This is a genomic window from Halomonas sp. 11-S5 (assembly GCF_029889825.1).
In the GTDB taxonomy this organism is placed as follows: domain Bacteria; phylum Pseudomonadota; class Gammaproteobacteria; order Pseudomonadales; family Halomonadaceae; genus Halomonas.
This window is the reverse complement of record NZ_JARANW010000029.1, coordinates 1-22,010: the sequence shown is the minus strand read 5'-3', so window position 1 is coordinate 22,010 and position 22,010 is coordinate 1. Positions and strand designations below refer to the sequence as shown.

Genomic DNA, 22,010 nt, shown 5'->3' with positions numbered 1-22,010 from the left:
AAGCCGGCGCGGCTGGCTTCCGGCATCACCACCTGCTCGCTGGCAAACGCTATCCTTGTGTGCCCGTCTGCGTGCCCGGCCTCGACCACCGCACTCCCAGGCATCCTGGTGACGGCCACCCTGTACCCGATCTGTCGGGGTCCATTATATCCTGATGCCGCTTAGCACAAGAAAATGCAATCAGATTTATTCAGCGGGGACCAACGTCCCTGCAAGCCCTGACCATAACGATGCCTTGTTTACCATCGGCCAGGCAAAAGCACACTAGAAATAGCAAGAAAGTGAAATCATGGTGTCCTGACGGCTGCTGTAATGGAGGCGATCGCGAAAGCCCGCTACCAATGACAACAGCCAGCGGAGTCACCAAGATGAGTATGCGAGGAGACATGACCATGATCCAGGGTGACCTGAAAGTTGCCGCCCCGATTCGCTGGGCGATGGTGGGCGGCGGCCGCGGCAGCCAGATCGGCTACAGCCACCGCTGTGCGGCGCTGCGCGACAACAGTTTCCAGCTGGTGGCCGGTGCCTTCGACATCGACCCGGCTCGGGGCCGCGAGTTCGGCGAATCGCTACGGGTGGCGCCCGAGCGCTGCTACGCGGACTACCCGACACTGTTCGCCGAGGAAGCCAAGCGCGAGGACGGGATTCAGGCGGTCTCCATCGCCACACCCAACAGCACCCATTTCGCCATCTGCAAGGCGGCACTGGAGGCCGGGCTGCATGTGATCTGCGAGAAACCGCTGTGCTTCAGCGTGGCGCAGGCCGAGGAACTCCGTGCCCTCGCCGATGAGCGGGGGCGCATCGTCGGGGTGACCTATGGCTATGCCGGGCATCAGCTGATCCGACAGGCGCGGGAGATGATCGCCAACGGCGATCTCGGCGAGATCCGCATGGTCCACATGCAGTTTGCCCATGGCTTCCACAGCGAGGCCGTCGAGCAGACCGACCCCGGCGCCCGCTGGCGTGTCGATCCCCGCCATGCCGGGCCCAGCTACGTGCTCGGCGACCTGGCGACCCACCCCTATTACATCGCCGAGATGATGCTGCCGGCGCTGCGCATCAAGCGGTTGCTCTGCTCACGCCAGAGCTTCGTGGCCAGCCGCGCCCCGCTGGAGGACAACGCCTACGTGCTGATGGAGTACGAGGGCGGCGTGATGGGCCACCTCTGGACCTCGGCGGTCAATGCCGGCTCCATGCACGGCCAGAAGGTGCGGGTCATCGGCTCCCGGGCCAGCGTCGAGTGGTGGGACGAGCACCCCAACCAGCTGCGCTACGAGGTCCAGGGCGAGCCGGTGCGGATTCTGGAGCGCGGCATGGACTACCTCTATCCCCAGGCGCGACAGGACGACCGCATCGGCGCAGGCCATCCCGAGGGGTTGTTCGAGGCCTGGTCCAACCTCTACTACCGCTTCGCGTTGGCCATGGAAGCACAGGATCGCGGCGATACCGAGGCCGTCGAGGCGCTGGGAATTCCCGATATCGATGCCGGGGTGGAGGGCGTGCGCTGGGTGGAGAACTGCGTGCGATCCGCCGATGCCGGGGCAGTCTGGGTCGACTATGTCTAACGACTCACGCCGGCCCGCCGGAAAGCTCCGACGGGCTGGCAGGTGACGCCGAGGGTGCGCGAAGATGACAGGTAAACATCGCCATTGCGGAGGGACCGCGGTGATTCAGCGTTTCATGAATCCTGGCACCAGTCGATCGCTGTTGGTGGAGCACCCGGCCGAACTGCTCTACATGTGCAAGGCCGAGGGCAGCCAGAGCGCGATGCCCCGCGCCATGCACCGCCATGACGGCCGTACCGAGATCGTCTTCATCCGCGAAGGCCAGGGCACGCATATCATCGGCGGACACGAGTACCAGACCCACAAGGGCGACGTACTGATCTACAACAGCGGTATCCTGCATGATGAATCCGCCCGGCCCGAGGTTGGCATCACCGCCTACTGTTGCGGCTTCCGTGGGCTCAAGCTAAGGGGGTTGCCGGCCAACTATCTGGTGTCCGAGCAGGGGTGCCCGGTGCTGGCCAGTGGCGAGCAGCAAGCCGCCTTCGAGGGCCTGATGCAGTTACTCTACGATCAGGTAGGGCAGGTCGGTGCCGCCGAGACCTGCCACCACCTACTGCAGGCATTGGTACAGATGGTGGGGCGGCTGCTCGAGCGGCCGGAGCCACGCCTCGATATGCCCGGTTACGACCTCGGCGAGGAGGTTCGGCGCTACATCGACGAGCGCTATGCCGAGGAACTCGATCTGCAAGCCATCGCCCAACGCTTCAAGGTCAGCCACTTCCATCTCGCGCACCGCTTCAAGGCCACGGTCGGCTGCTCGCCTATCCACTACTTGATTCGACGCCGGGTCGGTGAAGCCCAGTCCCTGCTGATCAACACCGACCTCAGCGTCGCCGATGTTGCCGAGCGGGTCGGCTATCGCCATCCCAGCTACTTCAATACTGCCTTCAAGAGAGTCGTCGGCGTGACACCCGGGGTCTACAGGAGACGGTACCTTACTGGCTGAAGTGCTGATGACGGGTATGTGCCGGGTCCCCGAGCTCGACAGATAGAAGTGTAAACCACTGATTAGCCTGGAGATGAAACGCCTTCGAGTGAAGTGCTCCCCTCTGCTCGGATCGTGGTGAGGTCGTCAAAGACGATCGACAGCTCTTGATCGATCAGCGGTTTGAGCTGCTGTGCCAGCACCTCGTTGAGAGCTTCGCTGCAGTCCGACAGGCTGTCCATGGTGCACCACAGATGCTGATGACTGATGGAGGCGGTGTCGACGTCAGGCACCAGCACATCTTCCCATAGCAACGCGGGCCGGATTTGGTGACGTTGACAAGCATGTCATCACCATATCGAGCCGTTCAAGCTGGTTTCGGCCAGCCCGTACGGCTCCTCATCATAGATGCCTTTCGATGACGTCGCGGGTCTGCGCCGGCTCGAACACGCTATCGAATGCCCACTGGCCGAAGCCGCCCTGCTCGTTGACGGCCTTCACCCAGGTCTCCATGGCGGTGCGCTTCTCGGCGTTCTGCTGGCTGTCCTGGCCCTTCACCTCGAGCACCAGGGTCCTGCCGTTGGTGAGCCGGATCAGGTAGTCGGGCACGAAGTTGCGCGAGGAGCCACGCCACAGGTAGCGCACCTTGAAGTCGAGGTGGTCGTTCTTGGCCCAGGCAGCGATGCCGGGGTGGTCCTCGCAGACGTCGGCGACCATCTTCTCCCAGGCGCTGTCGTAGACGACGTGGCTGATCTGAGAGCGCTCGGTCGGGGCGCATGGCTTGGTGGTGAGCCAGGGCCGCATGTAGGCCGTGGCCCCGATGGGCTGGTGCTCCTCGAAGATCAGTTCCTGACGCTCCACGTTCTGCTCGGTGACGTGGCGACTGACGTGCGCCACCACGGTATCCATGTTGAGGGCGAAGAGCAGCCGGCGACGCACCGGGTCCTGGTGCCAGAGGCTGGGGATATCCAGCTTTCGGCTTTCCAGGAACTGTTCGACCAGCCGGATGAGTTGCACCGCGAGGTACTGCTTGTCGCCCCCGAAGGTGGCCTGGTTCTGCAGGTAGAGCTTGCGGGCCGCGCGGAAGATGAGGTTCTGCAGCCGGAACTCCTCCACCGCCCGCTCCAGGTCGATCTCGGTGACCATGGCCAGGTTGGGGGAGCCGGTCAGCGAGGGGGCGATGTCGGCGTTGAGCGGGGTCTGGGCCGGGTCGAGGGGCAGCGTGGGCACGCTCTGCCAGTCGATCACCAGCGCCGGCTTGAGCACGTTGTCGATGCGATCGACGTTGGGCCAGCGGATTTCCAGGTGGTTGCGGCCGGGCTCGACCTCGATGCGTACGCTTGGCTTCGGCGGTGGGGGGGCCTCGCCGCCTTCGCTGGCGTCCTGGAAGATCGAGAGCGGCACGCCGAAGACGTTGACGTACTCGGGAAGAAACTTGCGGTCGGCGTCCATGTCGTGGGAGACGCGACGCAGGCCGCGCCCGATCACCTGCTCGCAGAGCAGCTGACTGGTGAAGGCGCGCAGCCCCATGATGTGGGTGACGTTGGCGGCGTCCCAACCCTCGGAGAGCATGGCCACCGAGATGACGTTCTGCAGGTATTGCCCCGGCTGACCACGCTTGCCGACGGTATCGACCAGGGCACGCAGCTGCTCCTCCTGCTTCATGGCCAGCAGGTCGGCCTCCTTGTCGGCAGGGAGCCGGGCCGCCTTGATGAGGGCCTCCAGCCGAGCGGCATACTGCTTGTCCTTGCTGCTGGTGGTTTCGCCCTGCTCGGCCTTCTCCAGCACCTTGGAATCGACCCGCAGGGTGGCGTCGGGTGTCTGGGTCTCCTGGATCAGGCAGTCCCCGCCGTTGAAGAAGTGCTCGATGCGCGCCGCGGTCTCGGTGCGGTTGCAGACGGTAAGCATCACCGGAGGAATGCTGTGGCCGGCCTCCTGCCATTGCTGGCGGGTTTCCTTCCAGTCGTAGGCCAGCAGGGCGTAGGCCTTCTGCACCAGGTCCGGCAGAGGTGCGGTGGGCTCGGCCCTGCGATTGAGGTCTTCCTTCACCTCGTCCTCGCGGTAAAGGTGATAGAGCTTGCTGGCGTAGGTCCTGGCGTTGGCCAGGGCGTCGTCGCGCACCACCACCCGAGGCGTCTTGACCAGCCCCGCCTCGATGGCATCGTTGAGGCCGAAATCGGAGACGATCCACTCGAACAGGCCGGACTCGGTGTTGCTCTTGCCGGTGGGGGCGAAGGGCGTGGCGGAGAGATCGAAGCAGCGCCGGATACGACGGGTCTTGTGGATACGGTCCAGGCCCTCGATCCAGCGGGTGGCCTCCTCCAGGTCGATGCCCAGTTCCTCGGCCTGCTTCTTGCTGACCTTGGATTCGGCCTGCTGGCGGTAGGCGTGGTGGGCCTCGTCGTTGATCACGATCAGGTCGCGCTCGTTGGCCAGCGACCCAAGCACCCGGCGGGTGAAGGCCTCGTCGCTCTCCTTGCCCTTCTTGACCACGGAGCGGGCCTGCTCCTTCAGCGGCATCAGGGTGTGCCAGTTCTCGATGACCAGCTCGACACGATTGAGCTGCTGCCGCATGGCTTCGTTGGGGCAGAGGTTGAACTCATCAAAGACGTTCTGGGGGTGGCCTGGCTTCAAGACCTGCAGGCGGCTCTTCACCGTGAGACCCGGGGTGATGATCAGCACCGCTTTGGAGAAGCGGCGGTCCTTGGGGTAGTGGATGGCGTTGAGGGTCTGCCAGGTGATGATCAGCGACATCACCGAGGTCTTGCCGGAGCCGGTGGCCATCTTGTTGCAGATGCGCTCCCAGGGGCCGCCATCCCCGCTGAGGAAGATGCCCTGGCGGTAGGATTGCTGCGCTTCCAGCCACCAGATCAGCGTCTCGATGGCCTCGAGCTGGCAGAAGTAGAACGGGTACTGGCGCGGCCCGCCCTCCCAGCGGCAAGCCTCCGGGTCCCAGTCGCCCCGGGCGTGCCAGTGCTCGAGTAGCTGACGGGTGACGCTGGTGATGCCGGGGTAGCCATCCGCCCGCCACTCGTCCACGCGCTGGCGAATCTTGTTGACCTGCTCCAGCGGCTCGGTGCGCTGGGTGTTGTTGCGGGTGTCGAAGATCTCGTAGGCCGCGGGGCGACGGCCCTGCTGGAGGGTCATCTGCTTACCGTCGCGCTCCCAGTAGGCCGAGGGGGCATCGTAGGGCGAATTGATGATCAGGGAGTTGGCCGTCATGCGGTGGTTCCTTCTACCGTGCGATAGCCCTGCTGCCGGTGGTTCGGGACATTGGGGTAGCGCAGCTCGAGCTTGCCTGCCTTCACCAGCGGGGCCACATGCCGCTCACCGATGTTCTTGGGCGAACGCTGGAGCAGCTCGGATAGCTGACGCAGGGTGAGATAGCGGCCGCGGCAGAGCTTGAGCAGCGTCGTCTGCATCGCTTCGGGCTGAGTGCGCTTGGCGGCAGCGACCGGGGCTGCGATGCGCTGCAGTGCTTCCCACGCTGGGGCGTGCTCATCGGCACCGCTGTGGGGGGAGCTCCCTTCACTATGCGGGAAGGTAGTGCCCTTGTGGGGGGAGCTCGGCTCACTATGAGGGAACATAGTGTCGGAGTGTGGGGAGCTAGTGTCGGAGTGTAGGGAGCTAGTGTCGGAGTGTGGGGAGCTAGTGTCGGAGGACCGCTCGCTGCGCGTGGCGCGGGGTACCTCGATCACCAGGATGGCGTCGCCCTGGTAGGTCTCGACGCTGACATGGTGCTCCTGGAGAATATTGGCGCTGACCTTCTGGGGGTTGTTGAGCGTGGCCCAGAACTCACCGCGCAGCTTATCCACATCCGCCTCAGTGAGACCGGCGGTGGATGGGCTATCATCGCCCTCCTTCACCCCCAGGTAGAGGGTTCCCCCCGCGGTGTTGGCGAAGGCGCTGTAGGTCTCCCACAGGCTCTTGGGCAGCCCGCCCCGGGCCGCCTTGTATTCGGTATCGACCCCCTCATGGCGGGCCAGCACCTCGAAGAGGCTGGTTTGCTGTGTCATGGGTCAATCCAGCCGAACGACTTTCAGCGATTCGATGCCGCGGTTATCGACGATCTTCACCGCGATGCAGCGGTTGTCGCCGGGCTCGAAGGGGAGCGATTTGGTGCCGTGGTACTTGCCCAGCAGCTCCTCGTTGAGCTCGGCGCGGATATCCTTCTTGAGCTTGTACCAGCCATCCTGCTTGCCGGCCATGGGGAAGAACACCTGGCGGGGGAAGAGAGAGCGGTCGTCGTAGTCGGTATCCAGCTCCCACACGGCGATGTCGCGCTTGCCGCCGGACTTGAGCTCGCCGCTCTGGGTATCGAAGTAGTCGAAACCATGCACCTCGACCTGCAGCTTGCCGTCCTTGAGGGTATGCACCTCGACGTCCGGCTGGCCCATCAGCCAGAAGGATTCGTTGCTGCGCGCGTTCTTCTTGAGGTCCTCGGTGAGCAGATCGGTGTTCATCTGCACCTTGAGGGCCTGGATGCCCTTGATGCTGTCGATATCCTTGGCGGCCTCCGGGTCGAAGGTGAAGGCGCAGAACACCAGCAGCTTCGGCGACGGGAAAAGGTCACCGGCCTCGTTCTTGGCGATCTCCACCTGGCGCTGTTCCAGGGCGGCGTACTCGGGGCCGAAACTGACGGCGACCCGCTCCCCGGTCTCCGAGACCGTACCCACGGCATGCAGGTACTTGGCGCCGGGCAGGGTCTCCAGGTCCATCAGCTTGAGGTGCTGGCCGCCCTTGCCGCGGATGCCAGCTTTCAGTAACTCATCCCGCCACTGGGCATGGCGGGAGGTGGCCCCTGAGCGAGCCACGGCGACGTCGGCCTCCTTGGGCTGCTCCGCCTCGTCCAGGCCCAGCACGGTGGCGAAGGGCACCGCCTCGACGGTGAAGGGGCCGGTGATGCGCAGCTTGTCGCGGCTCACCTCGGGCTGGTCGTAGAGCACCTCCTGGCCGGCATGGTTGGCGATGCTCTCGTCCATGCGGCGCTGCATGGCCTGACGGGCGCTGTGGAAGGCCTCGAAGAGCGGCTTGGCGGCCTGCGGCCACTCGCCGGGGAAGTCGAAGGGGACCTCCCACTCGAGCAGTTCATTGACCTTGGCGGTCTCCTCCGAGGGGAGCGTGAACGTCTTGCTGTCGGGGGCTACGAAGTCGACCTTGTCGCCCTTGCGGCCGCCCTCGGTCACAGTAAAGGTGAGCGGCTCGTCCTTGATCGAATGACCTTGGAGAGAGTCGTTCAGCTCGGCCAGCGCCTGCTCGATGGCCGGATGGTACTTCTCGTAGAGCTCATCGATCTCCGGGTTGTTGGCGATCGACTTCAGGGTGATATGCGGCACCGTCTTGTAGATGAAGCCCCCGCTCAGGCCTTCCTGAGGGTACTTCAGCTCGTAGTAGTCGTAGCTGGCGGTCATCAGCCGTTGCTTGGCCAGGGTGACCGCCACCCGGGAGGTATCGCAGGTGACCCAGCGCCGGCCCCACTTCTCGGCCACATAGGCGGTGGTGCCGGAGCCGCAGGTGGGGTCCAGCACCAGATCGCCTGGATCGGTGGTCATTAGAAGGCAGCGTTCAAGTGTTTTTACACCTGTCTGGACTACATATGTTTTGTCATCAGTAAAGCTCCCTGTCCCCGTGTCTGACCAAGCATTCACAATTGGATAAACAGGAAAATCAAGCATGTACCTTATATAACCAAGGCTCCGCCCTGCAATAGACAATCTGTTAGCCAAGCCGAGCTTTCGCATTCCTTCAGGGTGAGTGGCCCAGTGCCTATTTTCAGCAGTGACAAGCATTGCCCCCTTGAAAGCAATTGGCTTTGATAAGTTATCACTCCATCCTGAAGAGGTGATGTTGTCAACCCTGAAAACCTTGTGGTTATCACCACTCCTTTCTTCCGGTGATAAACGTCTCCTCACGCCAAAACCATCTTCGCCCCACTGATAGACACCCGACGTGTCACTACTTTGGTTTTTCTCAAAATAAAGCTGGTTGTATTTTACGCTGCCAATATCTTTCGCATACCAAACCAAATAATCAGTGACGGTGCCAAGGATATTAACCTTCGCATTTGGACTGCTAACAGCAGACGTCTTTTTGAAATTAATGACTGAGCAAAAATTATCACTCCCAAAAATTTCGTCACAGATTTCTCTTACATGATGCAGGTTCTCATCGGAGATCTGCACAAACACGGACCCGCTCTCACTGAGCAGCTCCCTCGCCAGCAGCAGTCGATCGCGCAGATAGGTGAGGTAGGAGTGGATGCCCAGCTCCCAGGTATCCCGGAAGGCCTTGATCATCTCCGGTTCCTGGGTCAGGTCCTCGTCTTTACGATCCTTAACGTCCCGCTTGTTCGTGAACGGCTGGAAGTTTGAGCCGTACTTGATGCCGTAGGGCGGGTCGATATAGATCATCTGCACCTGCCCGGCCATGCCCTCCTTCTGCAGCATGGAGTTCATCACCAGCAGGGAGTCGCCGGCGATCAGGCGGTTGGCCCAGTCGCGCTCGTGCTTGTAGAAGTCGATGGCCTCGCGCAGCGGCAGGTTCTCGAAGGGCGCGTGGAAGAGGTCGGGCTGGAAGGCGCTGCCACTGCCTTTGCCCCCTTGCTTGCCGGCCTTCATGCGCTTCTGCACCTCGCCGAGGATGGTGGCGGGGTCGATACGCTCGTGAACATGCAGCGAGACGGTATCCACTTCGAAGCTGGTGCGCTCGGCCTTGCCGGTCCACTGCAGGTAGGGCGACTGCAGCCGCTTGAGCTCCTCGAGCGCGGCCTTCATCTGCGCCTGGTCACCGGAGGCCAGGGCATCGTCGATCAGCGCCTCGACCTGGGCACGGTTGGCAGAGGAATCGAACTGCAGCTCCGGGTCGAGGTGCGGGTCGTAGGCCCAGGCGGTGGTTTCCTCAACACCGTCGCTGGCGGTATCCACCATGCCCACGTGGGGGTTGTTCTTGCGCTTCTCCTCAAAGCGGTAGGAGAGTACCTCGGCCTGGTCAGGCTTCTTCTGGCGCGGCCTGGTGGCCCGCTTCGGTTTGGCCTGCTGCTGGTTCAGCGGCAGCTCGGCGGGGACCTCCTGCATCTGCAGGGTGAGGTCGGGGGCCGTGGTGTCAGGGGCCGACGCTTCTTGCGGGGCCGAAGCAGCGAGACGGTACACGGAGCCGCCCCGACCGCGCCCCTTGCCCAGCACGCCCTCCTCGATCAAGCCGTCGCGGACTTGCTCGTAGTCGAGCTTGTCGACCTCGCCTGCCTCTTCGCCGAGCCGCTTGAGCAGCCTGGCGTTGCCGATGGTGCTGCCGTCATCGGGCACGAGGGTGAGGATCAGCTCACGTAGCTGGGCGTCGGTCTGGCTCATGGGGCGTCCCTGTCGTTCTGGCGGCGATGAATGCGCTTAGCCTGCTGATGATACAGGCCATCATGGTGAATCGGCAGGGTGGCCGCAAGGCGCGAGGTCAAGGACGGTTATCGAGGCAGGGGGAGAAACTCGCTTGTGACGCCCCGGCATGAAACATGGCTTCCAGGTCACCGGCGCATCGCTTTGTAGTGGCATAGTGAATCTGGCCACCTGATTTCGAGTGTATGAACACTCACATAGACAGTCAGGTGCGGATTTCCGATGGCACCCACTGATCAGAGTAAACTCATCGAGGATCCGGCCTTTCTCTGCGCGAGAGCCCTGTGCATAGCGCTCCCTCAGAACACCTATCAGCTCTTGCCTACCGGGAGTCGTCATTTTCTTCGCCATTACCACCACCTCAGATACTGCCCTTGGTAACTCAGTATGTGAGGCAACACCCTCTTGTGGGTAACCATTTCGGCGAGGCAATGCGCATAGCCAAGCAATGACTACCTCAGCCGAGCCATGCACCCAGCCATGCACCCAGCCATGCCGGTGTGTCATGGCAGCAAGTAGCGGCCGCATGCTAGCCACTCTCCTTTTTCCTGACCTGGATCATGTCGCTGCCGCGGCAGGGTGCCTATCCTTCTCATGCACAATATGTGGTGTCGTTTATAGTTAAAAACACCATATGTAGTTATCCAGCCAGTGAAGGAGCACTCCATGGGAAGCCTGCAGCCCGGCACCGTCAGGGTGGCGTCGACGGTCAACGAATACCTGCAGCGTGCCGACTGGCGCGTCAATGCCAACGCCAACCAGGGCTACTCCCTGGGCGGGCTGATCCTCAACGCCTCCGGCAAGCTGATCGCCAACTACTGGCTCAACGAGGTCTACCCCACTGAGGTAAGCGACGCCCATCGCGTGGGCGACCTGCATATCCACGACCTGGACATGCTCAGCGGCTACTGCGCCGGCTGGTCGCTGCGCACCCTGCTGATCGAGGGCTTCAACGGGGTGCCTGGCCGAGCGGAGAGCGCGCCGCCCCGCCACCTCTCCAGCGCGCTGGGGCAGATGGTCAACTTCCTCGGCACCCTGCAGAACGAGTGGGCCGGCGCCCAGGCGTTCAGCTCCTTCGATACCTACCTGGCGCCCTTCGTGCGTCTCGACCGGCTCGACTACCCGGCGGTCAAGCAGGCGGTGCAGGAGTTCATCTACAACCTCAACGTGCCGTCGCGCTGGGGCAGCCAGACGCCGTTCACCAACCTGACCTTCGACTGGACCTGCCCGGCGGACCTGCGCGACCAGGTGCCGGTCATCGGCGGGGCGGAGCAGCCCTTCACTTACGGCGAGCTGCAGGCCGAGATGGACCTGCTCAACCGTGCCTACCTCGAGGTGATGGAGGCGGGTGACTGCCGCGGCCGGGTGTTCACCTTCCCGATCCCCACCTACAACATCACCCATGACTTCGACTGGGAGAGCGACAACGCCGAACGGCTCTTCGCGCTGACCGCCCGCTACGGGCTGCCGTACTTCCAGAACTTCCTCAACTCGGACCTGGAGCCTCACATGGTGCGCTCCATGTGCTGCCGGCTGCAGCTCGACCTCAGCGAGCTGCTCAAGCGCGGCAATGGCCTATTCGGCAGCGCCGAGCAGACCGGCTCGCTGGGCGTGGTGACGATCAACTGCGCGCGCCTGGGGCATCGTTTCGCCGGCGACCGGGCGGGGCTTTACGCCGAGCTGGACCGGCTGCTCGAACTGGGTCGCGACAGCCTGGAGATCAAGCGCGACTGCATCCAGCAATGGATGGACGACGGCCTCTACCCCTATAGCCAGCGTTACCTGGGTACGCTGCGCAATCACTTCTCGACCCTGGGGGTGAACGGCCTCAACGAGATGGTGCGCAATCTCAGCGACGACCGCTTCGACATCGCCGACCCGGAGGGCCAGCAGCTGGCGATCGAGGTGCTGGAGCATGTGCGCGAGCGGATGCGGGAGTTCCAGGAGAGTACCGGCCACCTCTACAACCTGGAGGCGACCCCGGCCGAGGGCACCACCTACCGTTTCGCCAAGGAGGACCTCAAGCGCTTCCCCGGCATCCTGCAGGCCGGCACGCCGGAGGCGCCCTACTACACCAACTCCAGCCAGCTGCCGGTGGGCCACACCGACGACCCCTTCGAGGCCCTGCTGCACCAGGACCCGCTACAGACGCGCTATACCGGCGGCACCGTGCTGCACCTCTACATGCGCGAACGGCTCTCTTCGGTCGAGGCCTGCAAGACCCTGGTGCGCACCGCGCTATCCCGCTTCCGCCTGCCCTACCTCACCGTGACGCCGACCTTCTCGATCTGCCCGGTGCACGGCTACCTGGCCGGCGAACACGAGTTCTGCCCGAAGTGCGACGAGGCGCTTCTGGCACAGCACGCCTCATCGGCCGATGCCACGGCCTGAGGCGTTTCTCCCTCGTCACACCCGACAACCGTGAAAAAGGAGCATCACATGCGCCACTCCACCGAGACCCTGCCCACCGAACAGCGCCAGCGCTGCGAGGTCTGGACCCGGGTGATGGGCTATCACCGCCCGGTCAGCCAGTTCAACCACGGCAAGCAGGCCGAGCACCGCGAGCGTAGGCACTTCAGCGAATCGACCGCCCACGCATAACGCCATCACCACCCCTGGCGCCCCGTCGACGCCGGGGCGCCTGCCTGGAAAGCGCCCATGTCAGATTCCGAACCCCGCTTGCCGCGTCTCCCCGTGGCCGGCCTGACCCGCATGACCACCCTGGACTATCCCGACCACCTGGCCGCCGTGATCTTCCTGCAGGGCTGTCCCTTGCGCTGTGGCTACTGCCACAACCCACAGATGCTCGAACCGAGAAGGGCCAAGCCCGATGAGTGGGCGGAGGTCGAGGCCTTCCTCGACACGCGCCGGGGCCTGCTGGAAGGCGTGGTGTTCAGCGGTGGCGAGCCCACATTGCACGCCGACCTGCCGCTGGCCGCCTCACGGGTTCGCGCCCTGGGCTTCAAGGTCGGGCTGCACACCGCCGGCGTCTATCCCCGGCGCCTGGCGGCGATGCTGCCCTATCTCGACTGGGTGGGGCTCGACGTGAAGGGGCCAGACGCGCACTTCGACGCCATCGTCGGCCGGCCCGGCGTGGGCGCCGCCCATCGGGAGAGCCTGGCCCAGCTGTTGGCCAGTGATGTGGCATTCGAATGTCGCACCACGGTTCACTGGCGCGATCTCGAGCTGGAGGACCTGCACTGCCTGGCGCTGGACCTCGCCTCACAAGGCGTCGAGCGCTATGCCATCCAGCTGGCGCGCAAGGGCCAGTGCCTGAAAGAGGCCTATGCCCGCCCGATGACGTCGGCCCCCTCGACCGCCGAGCTTCACAAACTCGTGTATCGCCTTAAGCCTGCCTTCCGACGCCTGGAGCTTCGTGAATGAGTGACGTACCCCGGTTGCCAGGCCCCACCCGACACCGGGAGCGCCTTCACCGCTGTACGACCGCGCCATCCGCCGCCTAAGCTCAGCGTGTTGCCACTCCCCCTCGAGGCCGCCATGTCGGAGATCGCCAATACGCCCGAACCGCCCTATTACGCCGTGATCTTCAGTAGCCACCGTACCGAAGATGACAATGGTTATGCCGACATGGCACGCAGCATGGTCCAGTGTGGGCACGATTTGGTCACAGACAGCAAAAAGGGCCTACAGCACCGCTGTAAGCCCTTAAATTCGTGGTGCGCCCGGCAGGATTCGAACCTGCGACCCTCGGCTTCGGAGGCCGATACTCTATCCAGCTGAGCTACGGGCGCACGTGCCTGGCGGTGGGTGCCAGGCGGTCGACATCGTAACCGCCAGCCCATCCGCTGTCTAGGAGACTGTCGGACTTAACGCTGATCTACTGCGAGAACCGGTCGGTCAAACCCGACAGGCTCCTGGCGGCCATCCCGCTCGCCCCCGGCCATGGTATGAACCGGGACATTTTCCAGGCGTTGGCGATGCCGGTATACTGGCAAGCACTTATGCGCCATGGCGTCCACCGACTGACGTGATGCCGAGCGTGTTTCCGATGACAGGACCGTCGAGAGGTGGTGAGAGTGAAATCCAGCAAGCTGATCATGGGGTGTCTGGCCACCCTGGGCCTGATGACTGCAGGTATCGCCGTGGCACAGGACGACGCGGAGCGCGCGGCCATCGCAGAGCGCCTGGCACCCGTCGGGGAGCTCTGCGTGCAGGGCGAGGACTGTGGCACCGCCATGGCAGCCAGCAGCGGTGGCGGTGACACCTCGAGTGGAGGCAGCAGCGTGGATGGCGAGGGCATCTACAACAATGTCTGCATGGCCTGCCACGAGACTGGCGCCGCCGGCGCCCCGGTGCGCGGCGACGAGGCCGCCTGGAGCGAGCGCACCGGCAAGGGCTTCGAGACCCTGCTGAGCCATGCCATCAACGGCTTCAACGCCATGCCGGCCAAGGGCGGCAACCCCAACCTTTCCGACGAGGAGATGCGTGCCGCGGTGGCCTATGTGGTCAAGCCGGTGATGGATGTGCCCACCCAGAAGACTGGTGGCAGTGACACCGGCGACATGGCCGCCAATGGCGAGAATGCCGGTGGTGGCAGTAGCGAAAGTACTAGTGGCGGCAGTAGCGAAGGTGCCGGTGGTGGTAGTAGCGAAAGTGCCGGTGGCGAAAGTGCCGGTGGCGAGAGTGCCAGCGACGAGGCCGCCACCGCCGGCATCGACGGCGCGGCGATCTACAACCAGATCTGCATGGCCTGCCACGAGACCGGCGCTGCCGGTGCCCCGGTGCGCGGCAATGCCGAGCAGTGGAGCGCTCGCCTGGAGCAGGGAACCGACACGCTCTACAGCCATGCCATCAATGGCTTCAACGCCATGCCCGCCAAGGGCGGTAACCCGAGCCTCTCCGATGACGAGGTGAAGGCGGCGGTCGATCACCTGATTGCCCCCGTCAAGTAGCAACGGCTGTCGGTTTCCATGACAAGCGGGGCGCCTTCAGGCGCCCCGCTTTGTGTATGGCGACTACTTTCAAGCCGGAGATAGCGACCCTATCGCGCAGCAAGCTGCGCTCCCACAAGTCCTCGCCGCAGCCCGCAGCGGGATCATCCCAGCAAGGAGCGCAGCCCGGCGATGGCGTCCTGGCCGCGTGCCTGCTTTTTCTCCGGGTCCTCGCGGTCGGCGCGGCCCTCCCACTCGAGCTCGCCCAGCTCGTCGAGGAAGCGGCTGGGCGTGCAGTCCATCAGCTCGCCATAGGTCTTGCGCTGACGGGCCAGCGTCAGGGTCAGGGTGCGGCGCGCCCGGGTGATGCCCACGTAGGCCAGGCGACGCTCCTCCTCCACGGTGCCCGCCTCGATGGCGTTGCGGTGGGGCAGCAGCGCCTCCTCCAGGCCCATCAGGTAGACATGGGGGAACTCCAGGCCCTTGGAGGCGTGCATGGTCAGCAGCTGGACCCGGTCGGAGTCGTCCTCCTCGGCCTGCTGCTCGAGGATGTCGCGCAGCACCAGCCGCGAGATGGCCGCCTCGACGTCGTCGGTCTCGGTCTCCGTGCTCGCCGTGTCCTCGGGGTCACGATTCATGGACTTCTCGAGCTGGTCGACCAGCACCCAGACGTTGGCCATGCGCCGCTCGGCGATGGTCGGGGCGCTGGCGTTCTGATAGAGCCAGGCCTCGTAGTCCATCTCGTGCAGCATGCCGCGGATGGCATCGATGGCGTCGCCCTGGTCCATGCGCCGCCGCACCCCGTCGATGAAGTGGGTAAACCTGCCTAGCCGCTCCACGGCGCGCACCGGCAGTTGCTGCTCCAGGCCCAGCTCGTGGCAGGCGGCGAACAACGAGATGCTCCTGTCGCTTGCGTAGTTGGCGAGCTTCTCCAGGGTACCGGGACCGATCTCGCGGCGCGGCACATTGACGATGCGCAGGAAGGCGTTGTCGTCGGCCGGGTTGATCAGCAACCGCAGGTAGGCCATGGCGTCCTTGATCTCGTTGCGCGAGAAGAAGGAGGTGCCGCCGGAGAGCTTGTAGGGGATCTGGTAGTGCTGCAGCTTGAGTTCCAGCAGCCGGGCCTGGAAGTTGCCGCGGTAGAGCACCGCGAAGTCGCGCCACTCGGCGGATTCCTTGATGCGCCGGGTGAGGATCTCGCTGGCCACGCGCTCGGCCTCGGCCTCCTCGTGGCGGTTGACCACCGCGCGGATCGCCGCTCCTTCGCCCATCTGCGACCACAGGGTCTTGTCGTAGACGTGAGGGTTATTGGCGATCAGCGTGTTGGCGGCGCGCAGGATGGTGCCGGTGGAGCGGTAGTTCTGCTCCAGCTTGATCACCTTGAGGCGCGGGAAGTCCTCGCCCAGGGTGACCAGGTTCTCGGGACGCGCCCCGCGCCAGGCGTAGATCGACTGGTCGTCGTCGCCCACCACGGTGAAGGTCGAACGCTCGCCCATCAGCAGCCGGACCAGCAGGTACTGGCTGATGTTGGTGTCCTGGTATTCGTCCACCAGCATGTAGTGGATCTTGCGGCGCCAGCGGGCCAGCGCCTCGGGATCGTCGCGCAACAGCACCACCGGCAGCAGGATCAGGTCGTCGAAGTCCACGGCGTTGTAGGCCTTGAGGTGGCGCACGTAGGCCTCGAAGACCCGGGCGGCATACTGCTCGTCGTCGTCCGCGGCATGGGAGAGGGCCTGGCCGGGCAGGATCAGGTCATTCTTCCACTGGGAGATCTGGTGCTGCACGGCGTTGATCTGATCGGCATCGACCTGGGCGTCCTTGTTCATCAGGTCGCGCAGCAGCGCCTTGGCATCCTCCGGGTCGAACAGCGAGAAGCCCGGCCGGTAGCCCAGCGCCTTGAGCTCACTGCGGATGATGTTGAGCCCCAGGGTATGGAAGGTGGAGACGGTCAGCCCGTGCCCCTCCTTGCCCTTGAGCATGCTGCCCACGCGCTCCTTCATCTCCCGGGCGGCCTTGTTGGTGAAGGTCACCGCGGCGATGCGCCGGGCGCTCATGCCGCACTCCTGCACCAGATAGGCGATCTTGGTGGTGATCACGCTGGTCTTGCCGGAGCCCGCCCCGGCCAGCACCAGGCAGGGGCCGTCGATGTAGCGCACGGCCTGTTGCTGGCGGGGATTGAGGCCGGCGAGCCGGCTGGCGATGGTCGGTGACATCAGCGGCTCCTCGCAGGCTCGGGGTCGTCGCGTTCCGGCAAGCCGGACCCCGGGAGGCCGGACCCCGGAAGGCCGGCTCCCGGGAGGCCGGACCCCACGAAGCCCAGCTGGCGCCAGGCTTCAAAGACCACCACCGCACAGGCGTTGGAGAGGTTCAGGCTGCGGCTCTCCGCCAGCATGGGAATGCGCAGCCGCCGGGGTTCGGGCAGGGCATCGAGCAGCGCCTGGGGCAGGCCACGGGTCTCGGGGCCGAACACCAGGGCATCCCCCTCGCGATAGGCGGGCTCATGGTAGCCGGTGCGCCCGCGGGTCGAGACGGCGAAGACCCGCGCAGGAAGCACGGCCGCCAGGAAGGCCGCCCAGTCGGCATGGACCCTGACTCGCGCCCACTCGTGGTAGTCGAGCCCGGCGCGCCGCAGGCGCTTGTCGTCCAGCACGAAGCCCAGCGGCTCGATCAGGTGCAGGCGGAACCCGGTGTTCGCGCAGAGGCGGATCAGGTTGCCGGTGTTGGGGGGAATCTCGGGCTGGTAGAGCACCACATCGAGCATCAACGACTCCTGATATGAAGGGCGCGCAACGCACTCGGGCCCCGTGCGGGGCCCGAGGGGCGATCAACAGCCGCCGACGATACGCCGGGCGCTCAGCCGTCCACGCCGTAGCGGTCGCGGTAGGCGCGGATCGCCTCGGCATGGGGCTGCATCGCCTCGCCGGCGTGTTCTTCGAGGTACTCGAGCACCAGGTCCAGGGTGACGATGCTGACCACCGGCATGTCGTAGGCGGCCTCGACCTCCTGGATGGCGCTGCGCGGCTCGTGCTCGTCGCGGCCGCGCTCCTGGCGATCCAGGGCGATCAGCACGCCGGCCGCCCGGGCGCCCGCCCCCTCGATCAGGCCCATCACCTCGCGGATGGCGGTGCCGGCAGTGATGACATCGTCGATGATCAGCACCCGTCCCTCGAGCGCGGCCCCGACGATGTTGCCTCCCTCGCCGTGATCCTTGGCTTCCTTGCGATTGAACGCATAGGGCAGGTCACGGTCATGGTGGTCGGCGAGCGCCACGGCGGTGGTGGCCGCCAGCGGGATGCCCTTGTAGGCCGGACCGAACAGCACATCGACCTCGAGGCCGCTGGCCTGGATGGCCCGGGCATAGAAGCGCCCCAATCGCGCTAGGGCGCCACCGGTACGGAACAGGCCGGCGTTGAAGAAATAGGGACTGACCCGGCCGGACTTCAGGGTGAACTCGCCGAAGCTCAACACGCCTTGCTCGATGGCGAATTCGATGAACTCCCGCTGGTAGTCGTGCATGCGCTGCGCGTCGGGCTGGTCCGCCACAGGGCCTCCTCTTCACGGTCAAGGGCCTACTATTTCACGATCTAGGGCCTATATCACATCTATCGACCGGGGCCATTTACCCAAACGTCGAAACGTCGGGTATCATACACGCGCGACGCAAAAGGGACCATGTATGAAAATCGCCACCATCAATGTCAACGGCATCCGCGAGGCCGTCGGTCGAGGCTTCCTCGACTGGCTGGCCGGCCAGGACGCCGACGTCGTCTGCGTGCAGAATCTCAAGGCCAAGAGCTTCGAGCTGGACGACAGCATCCTCTACCCGGAAGGCTACGAGGGCTACTTCCTCGATGCCGAGCAGGACGGCTTCTCGGGGGTCGGCCTCTATTGCCGCAAGATCCCCAAGGCGATCATGTACGGGCTGGGCTTTCCCCAGTGCGACCATGAGGCGCGCTTCCTGCAGGCCGACTACGACCGCTTCAGCATCGCCAGCTTCCTGATGCCCGACGGCAGCGACGTTGCCGCCAAGCAGGCCTTCATGGCCCAGTACCAGGAGTACCTGTCGAAGATGGCCCGCAAGCGGCGCGAGTACATCATCTGCGGCACCTGGCACATCGCTCACAAGACCCTCGACCTGGAAAACTGGGCCGACAACCAGACCACGCCTGGCTTCAAGCCCGAGGAGCGCGCTTGGATGGACCAGATGTTTGGCCCCACCGGCTTCATCGACACCTTCCGCGAGATCAACCGTGACGCCGGCGAGTACACCTGGTGGCCCAAGCTCGACCAGGAGGTGCCGCGCTCCCGCCAGGAGGGCTGGCGCATCGACTATCAGGTGGTGGGCCCCGAGTTCCGTCGCCACGTGGTGGACGCCTGGATCGACTACGATGCCACTTTCTCCGAGTTCGCCCCGCTGATCGTCGAGTATGACCTGACGCTCTGAGCCCGCTCCCTTTGTCGCCGTTCCGGCCCGCCGGAACGCACCGTGCCGGCCACATGGGCCGGCACTGTGAGTTAAGGGGAATGGATAGAATCAGCGAGGTATGCCCAACGCCTCGCGCTGGTGCTCGAACAGCTCATTGCCGGCCTTCTCGGCCAGGTCGAGCATGGCGTCGAGCTGGGCGCGGCTGAAGGTGCCGGCCTCGGCGGTGCCCTGCACCTCGATCAGTCCGCCCGCCTCGGCCATCACCACGTTCATGTCGGTGTCGGCGCTGGAGTCCTCGGGGTAGTCCAGGTCGACCACCGGCAGCCCCTTGAACAGCCCCACCGAGACCGAGCTCACCAGCTGGTGGAAGGGATCGCCCTTGATCAGCTTCTCGCGCTGCAGGTGGCGGATGGCATCGATCAGCGCCACGCAACCACCGGTGATGGCGGCGGTGCGGGTGCCGCCATCGGCCTGGATGACGTCGCAGTCCACGGTGATGGTGAACTCGCCGAGCTTCTTGAGGTTCACCGCCGCCCGCAGCGAGCGACCGATCAGCCGCTGGATCTCCAGGGTACGGCCGCCCTGCTTGCCGCGGGTCGCCTCGCGGCTGCCGCGGGTGTGGGTGGCCCGGGGCAGCATGCCGTACTCGGCGGTCACCCAGCCCTGCTTCTTGCCACGCAGCCAGCGCGGCACGCCGACCTCGACGCTGGCGTTGCACAGCACCTTGGTGTCGCCGAACTCCACCAGCACCGAGCCCTCGGCATGGCGGGTATAGTCGCGGGTGAGACGGATCTCGCGGGACTGGTCGGGGGCGCGTCCGCTGGGACGCCGGATCTGTGAAGACATGGCACCTCTCTTGAACCGGAAATGAAAGGGTGACGGGACGTCACGCTGAAGGATGGCGGCCATTCTACACGCTCTGGTCTACACGGTCTGGCCGGGGAATCGGTTACACTGCGGGCCCCTGCACACTACGCGTCATCGGGAGGCTCCATGGCCCACAGCATGACCGCCTTTTCACGCCAGGATCGCGACACCGCGGCCGGCACCCTGCAGCTCGAGCTGCGCTCGGTGAACCAGCGCCACCTGGAGCCCCACTTCCGCCTACCGGAAACGCTGCGCGACCTGGAGCCGATGTTCCGCGAGGCGCTGCGCGCGCGCCTGACCCGGGGCAAGGTCGAATGCACCCTGCGCTTCGAGCCCGCCGGCGACGAGGCCGCCCCGACCGTCGACCGCCAGCGCCTGGCGGCGCTGGCCACGGCCCTGGAGGAGGTCCGCGAAAGCGTCCCCGGAACGGCCATGCCCGATGCCCTGAGCCTGCTCGGCCACCCCGGCGTGCTGGACAGTCGCGGTCCCGACATGGCGGCCGTCAAGCAGGAGGCGCTGGCGCTGTTCCAGGCCGCCCTGGACGACCTGGTCGCCGGCCGCGCCCGGGAGGGTGAGAAGCTCGCCGCGCTGATCCGCGAGCGGATCACAGCGGTGAACGCCCAGGTAGCCGAGGTGCGACAACTGATGCCCCTGATCCTCGAGCGCCAGCGGGCCCAGCTGCTGGAGCGCCTGGAAACGATGCGTGCCGAACTGGACCCTCAGCGACTGGAAGCCGAGCTGGTGCTGCTGGCTCAGAAGGCCGACGTCGACGAGGAGCTCGACCGCCTGGCCACCCATGTCGCCGAGGTGGAGCGCCAGCTCGGCCAGCCGGGCCCGGTGGGGCGTCGCCTGGACTTCCTGATGCAGGAGCTCAACCGCGAGGCGAACACCCTGTCGTCCAAGTCAGTGGTGGCCGCCACCACCCGCTGCGCCGTGGAGCTCAAGGTGCTGATCGAGCAGATGCGCGAGCAGATCCAGAATATCGAGTGATGTCTTCTCCTCAGCGTCAGTTTCACGCGCGACCGGCTCATCGCAGATCAGGAGGTGATCGCGGATGCGAACGTCGGTGCGGGTGTGGGTGGGCACTGCGCGCTCAGGCTCAGCGTGAATGGTTTGCTGCGTACGGTCGTGGACAAGACTCCTTTTCAGGCTCGTCAGCAAAATCTGTGGGCGAAATCCGGTTCAGGTAGATCGCCGAGGGCATGAGTTATTGTCAAATCTGGTATATGACCATCAGGCAACGTTCTTGTCAGATTGAGGTTGCGCAGGGTGAAGATGACCCCGAGATACAGACCCTTATCGGGGCGGGCTGGCACCACGGTATGCAGGCCGTTGGGGAGTCGGCTCAGGTCGCCGTTCTCCTGCATGTAGCCCAACAGGCCTTTGCGGAACTCGTTCAGGCCAAGATCGGTGATCACCATGCGGTTCTCGACGCGCTCCTTATCGCAGGGCTCACTCCTTTGCCCCTCTGTCGTACAAGCCTTCAGGCCAGCTTGAACGGCGTGATGTCGCGGAAGAAGATGCCGGTCTTGGTCATGTCACGGCGCAGGGTGAAGGCTTCCATGGCCGCCACGGGATCGACCTGATCCAGGTTGTCGAAATGGATCTTTCCCCACTGAGTGCGGGTGAGGAGTGTCCTCGTGTAGCTTTCCGAGGCGATCGAGGTCGGCGTTGAGACGTTCACAGTGTTGTGCCAACTGCTCGCAAAGCGACTCTCGGGCATGTCGTCGCAGTACGCGGGCCTCATCGTCGTCCATGGAGGTGCCATCACCATGGAAGTAGTGGATGCCGCCCTCGGCATCGATCTCGAGCCGGACCGGGAGTGATTCCTGAGGTATCCCCACGAAATAGATAAGAAAATCAGGATGATATGATTGAAAAGACCTGCATGGGTCGGCATGTTGTTAATTGCGAAACAAACAATATGCCTAAGGAGACCCATGCAGG

17 protein-coding genes, 1 tRNA gene and 1 pseudogene are annotated in these 22,010 nt (G+C 64.6%); 8 read left to right on the top strand and 11 right to left on the bottom strand.

The genetic code is table 11. The features are described 5' to 3' along the window. Window positions 1-368 precede the first annotated feature (368 nt). Window positions 369-1,565, top strand: coding sequence for a Gfo/Idh/MocA family oxidoreductase (locus OP497_RS15435; protein ID WP_348533129.1), 1,197 nt, complete (start codon window positions 369-371; stop codon window positions 1,563-1,565). A gap of 115 nt (window positions 1,566-1,680) precedes the next feature. Next, window positions 1,681-2,514: an AraC family transcriptional regulator gene (locus OP497_RS15430; protein WP_280549990.1), complete on the top strand. Its 834-nt coding sequence runs from the start codon at window positions 1,681-1,683 to the stop codon at window positions 2,512-2,514. 62 nt (window positions 2,515-2,576) lie between these two features. On the opposite strand, the gene OP497_RS15425 is transcribed toward OP497_RS15430, so the two are convergent. The 4 genes from OP497_RS15425 to OP497_RS15410 all read right to left on the bottom strand — a co-directional run bounded on the left by OP497_RS15425 (window position 2,577) and on the right by OP497_RS15410 (window position 9,839). Next, entirely contained in the window at window positions 2,577-2,786 is a 210-nt protein-coding gene (locus OP497_RS15425) for a hypothetical protein (protein ID WP_280549988.1), read from the bottom strand. A 109-nt stretch (window positions 2,787-2,895) separates the two neighbouring features. Next, the gene (locus OP497_RS15420) at window positions 2,896-5,715 is read right to left on the bottom strand and encodes a DEAD/DEAH box helicase family protein (RefSeq protein ID WP_280549984.1); all 2,820 of its coding nucleotides are present in this window, start codon (window positions 5,713-5,715) and stop codon (window positions 2,896-2,898) included. Beyond that, complete coding sequence (locus OP497_RS15415; protein WP_280549981.1) at window positions 5,712-6,509, bottom strand: ATP-binding protein; 798 nt, start codon at window positions 6,507-6,509, stop codon at window positions 5,712-5,714. The genes OP497_RS15420 and OP497_RS15415 overlap by 4 nt, the downstream gene beginning before the upstream one ends. Window positions 6,510-6,512: 3 nt before the next feature. Next, a complete protein-coding gene (locus tag OP497_RS15410; RefSeq protein WP_280549979.1) occupies window positions 6,513-9,839 on the bottom strand; it encodes a site-specific DNA-methyltransferase in 3,327 nt (1,108 codons plus the stop codon). Between the two features lie 705 nt (window positions 9,840-10,544). On the opposite strand from OP497_RS15410, the gene OP497_RS15405 reads away from it, so the two are divergent. From OP497_RS15405 to OP497_RS15395, 3 genes are read left to right on the top strand one after another with little or no spacing between them, the layout of a single operon-like run. Further along, window positions 10,545-12,269, top strand: a complete 1,725-nt coding sequence (locus OP497_RS15405) for a ribonucleoside triphosphate reductase (protein ID WP_280549977.1) — start codon at window positions 10,545-10,547, stop codon at window positions 12,267-12,269. Between the two features lie 48 nt (window positions 12,270-12,317). After that, window positions 12,318-12,479, top strand: a complete 162-nt coding sequence (gene nrdD, locus OP497_RS15400; RefSeq protein ID WP_280549975.1) for an anaerobic ribonucleoside-triphosphate reductase — start codon at window positions 12,318-12,320, stop codon at window positions 12,477-12,479. A gap of 57 nt (window positions 12,480-12,536) precedes the next feature. Next, entirely contained in the window at window positions 12,537-13,262 is a 726-nt protein-coding gene (locus OP497_RS15395; RefSeq protein ID WP_280549973.1) for an anaerobic ribonucleoside-triphosphate reductase activating protein, read from the top strand. A 291-nt stretch (window positions 13,263-13,553) separates the two neighbouring features. Here the strand turns inward: OP497_RS15395 and OP497_RS15390 are convergent. Beyond that, window positions 13,554-13,630, bottom strand: a tRNA-Arg gene (locus tag OP497_RS15390). Window positions 13,631-13,915: 285 nt separating this feature from the next. Between OP497_RS15390 and OP497_RS15385 the strand changes: the two genes are divergently transcribed. Continuing rightward, window positions 13,916-14,791 carry a c-type cytochrome gene (locus OP497_RS15385; RefSeq protein WP_280549971.1) on the top strand — a complete coding sequence of 292 codons (876 nt, stop codon included), beginning with the start codon at window positions 13,916-13,918 and terminating at the stop codon, window positions 14,789-14,791. Between the two features lie 143 nt (window positions 14,792-14,934). Here the strand turns inward: OP497_RS15385 and rep are convergent, their stop codons facing one another. The 3 genes from rep to pyrE all read right to left on the bottom strand — a co-directional run bounded on the left by rep (window position 14,935) and on the right by pyrE (window position 18,286). Next, window positions 14,935-16,983, bottom strand: a complete 2,049-nt coding sequence (rep, locus tag OP497_RS15380) for a DNA helicase Rep (RefSeq protein ID WP_280549969.1) — start codon at window positions 16,981-16,983, stop codon at window positions 14,935-14,937. Next, window positions 16,983-17,531, bottom strand: coding sequence for a tRNA (uridine(34)/cytosine(34)/5-carboxymethylaminomethyluridine(34)-2'-O)-methyltransferase TrmL (gene trmL, locus OP497_RS15375; RefSeq protein WP_280549967.1), 549 nt, complete (start codon window positions 17,529-17,531; stop codon window positions 16,983-16,985). Before trmL ends, rep begins: the two co-directional genes overlap by 1 nt. A gap of 92 nt (window positions 17,532-17,623) precedes the next feature. Further along, window positions 17,624-18,286 (bottom strand): orotate phosphoribosyltransferase, encoded by a 663-nt coding sequence (gene pyrE / locus OP497_RS15370; RefSeq protein WP_280550051.1) that lies wholly within the window; start codon window positions 18,284-18,286, stop codon window positions 17,624-17,626. A 160-nt stretch (window positions 18,287-18,446) separates the two neighbouring features. On the opposite strand from pyrE, the gene OP497_RS15365 reads away from it, so the two are divergent. Continuing rightward, window positions 18,447-19,214: an exodeoxyribonuclease III gene (locus OP497_RS15365; protein WP_280549965.1), complete on the top strand. Its 768-nt coding sequence runs from the start codon at window positions 18,447-18,449 to the stop codon at window positions 19,212-19,214. Between the two features lie 90 nt (window positions 19,215-19,304). On the opposite strand, the gene rph is transcribed toward OP497_RS15365, so the two are convergent. Next, on the bottom strand, window positions 19,305-20,042 hold the full coding sequence (gene rph / locus OP497_RS15360; protein WP_280549963.1) for a ribonuclease PH: 738 nt from the start codon (window positions 20,040-20,042) through the stop codon (window positions 19,305-19,307). A gap of 147 nt (window positions 20,043-20,189) precedes the next feature. Between rph and OP497_RS15355 the strand changes: the two genes are divergently transcribed. After that, a complete protein-coding gene (locus OP497_RS15355; RefSeq protein ID WP_280549961.1) occupies window positions 20,190-21,053 on the top strand; it encodes a YicC/YloC family endoribonuclease in 864 nt (287 codons plus the stop codon). A gap of 164 nt (window positions 21,054-21,217) precedes the next feature. Here OP497_RS15355 and OP497_RS15350 read toward each other — a convergent pair whose 3' ends face one another. Together OP497_RS15350 and OP497_RS15345 are read right to left on the bottom strand one after the other, a co-directional pair. After that, entirely contained in the window at window positions 21,218-21,484 is a 267-nt protein-coding gene (locus tag OP497_RS15350; RefSeq protein WP_280549959.1) for a hypothetical protein, read from the bottom strand. A 62-nt stretch (window positions 21,485-21,546) separates the two neighbouring features. Continuing rightward, window positions 21,547-22,010, bottom strand: a pseudogene (locus tag OP497_RS15345) (hypothetical protein); the annotation flags it as partial.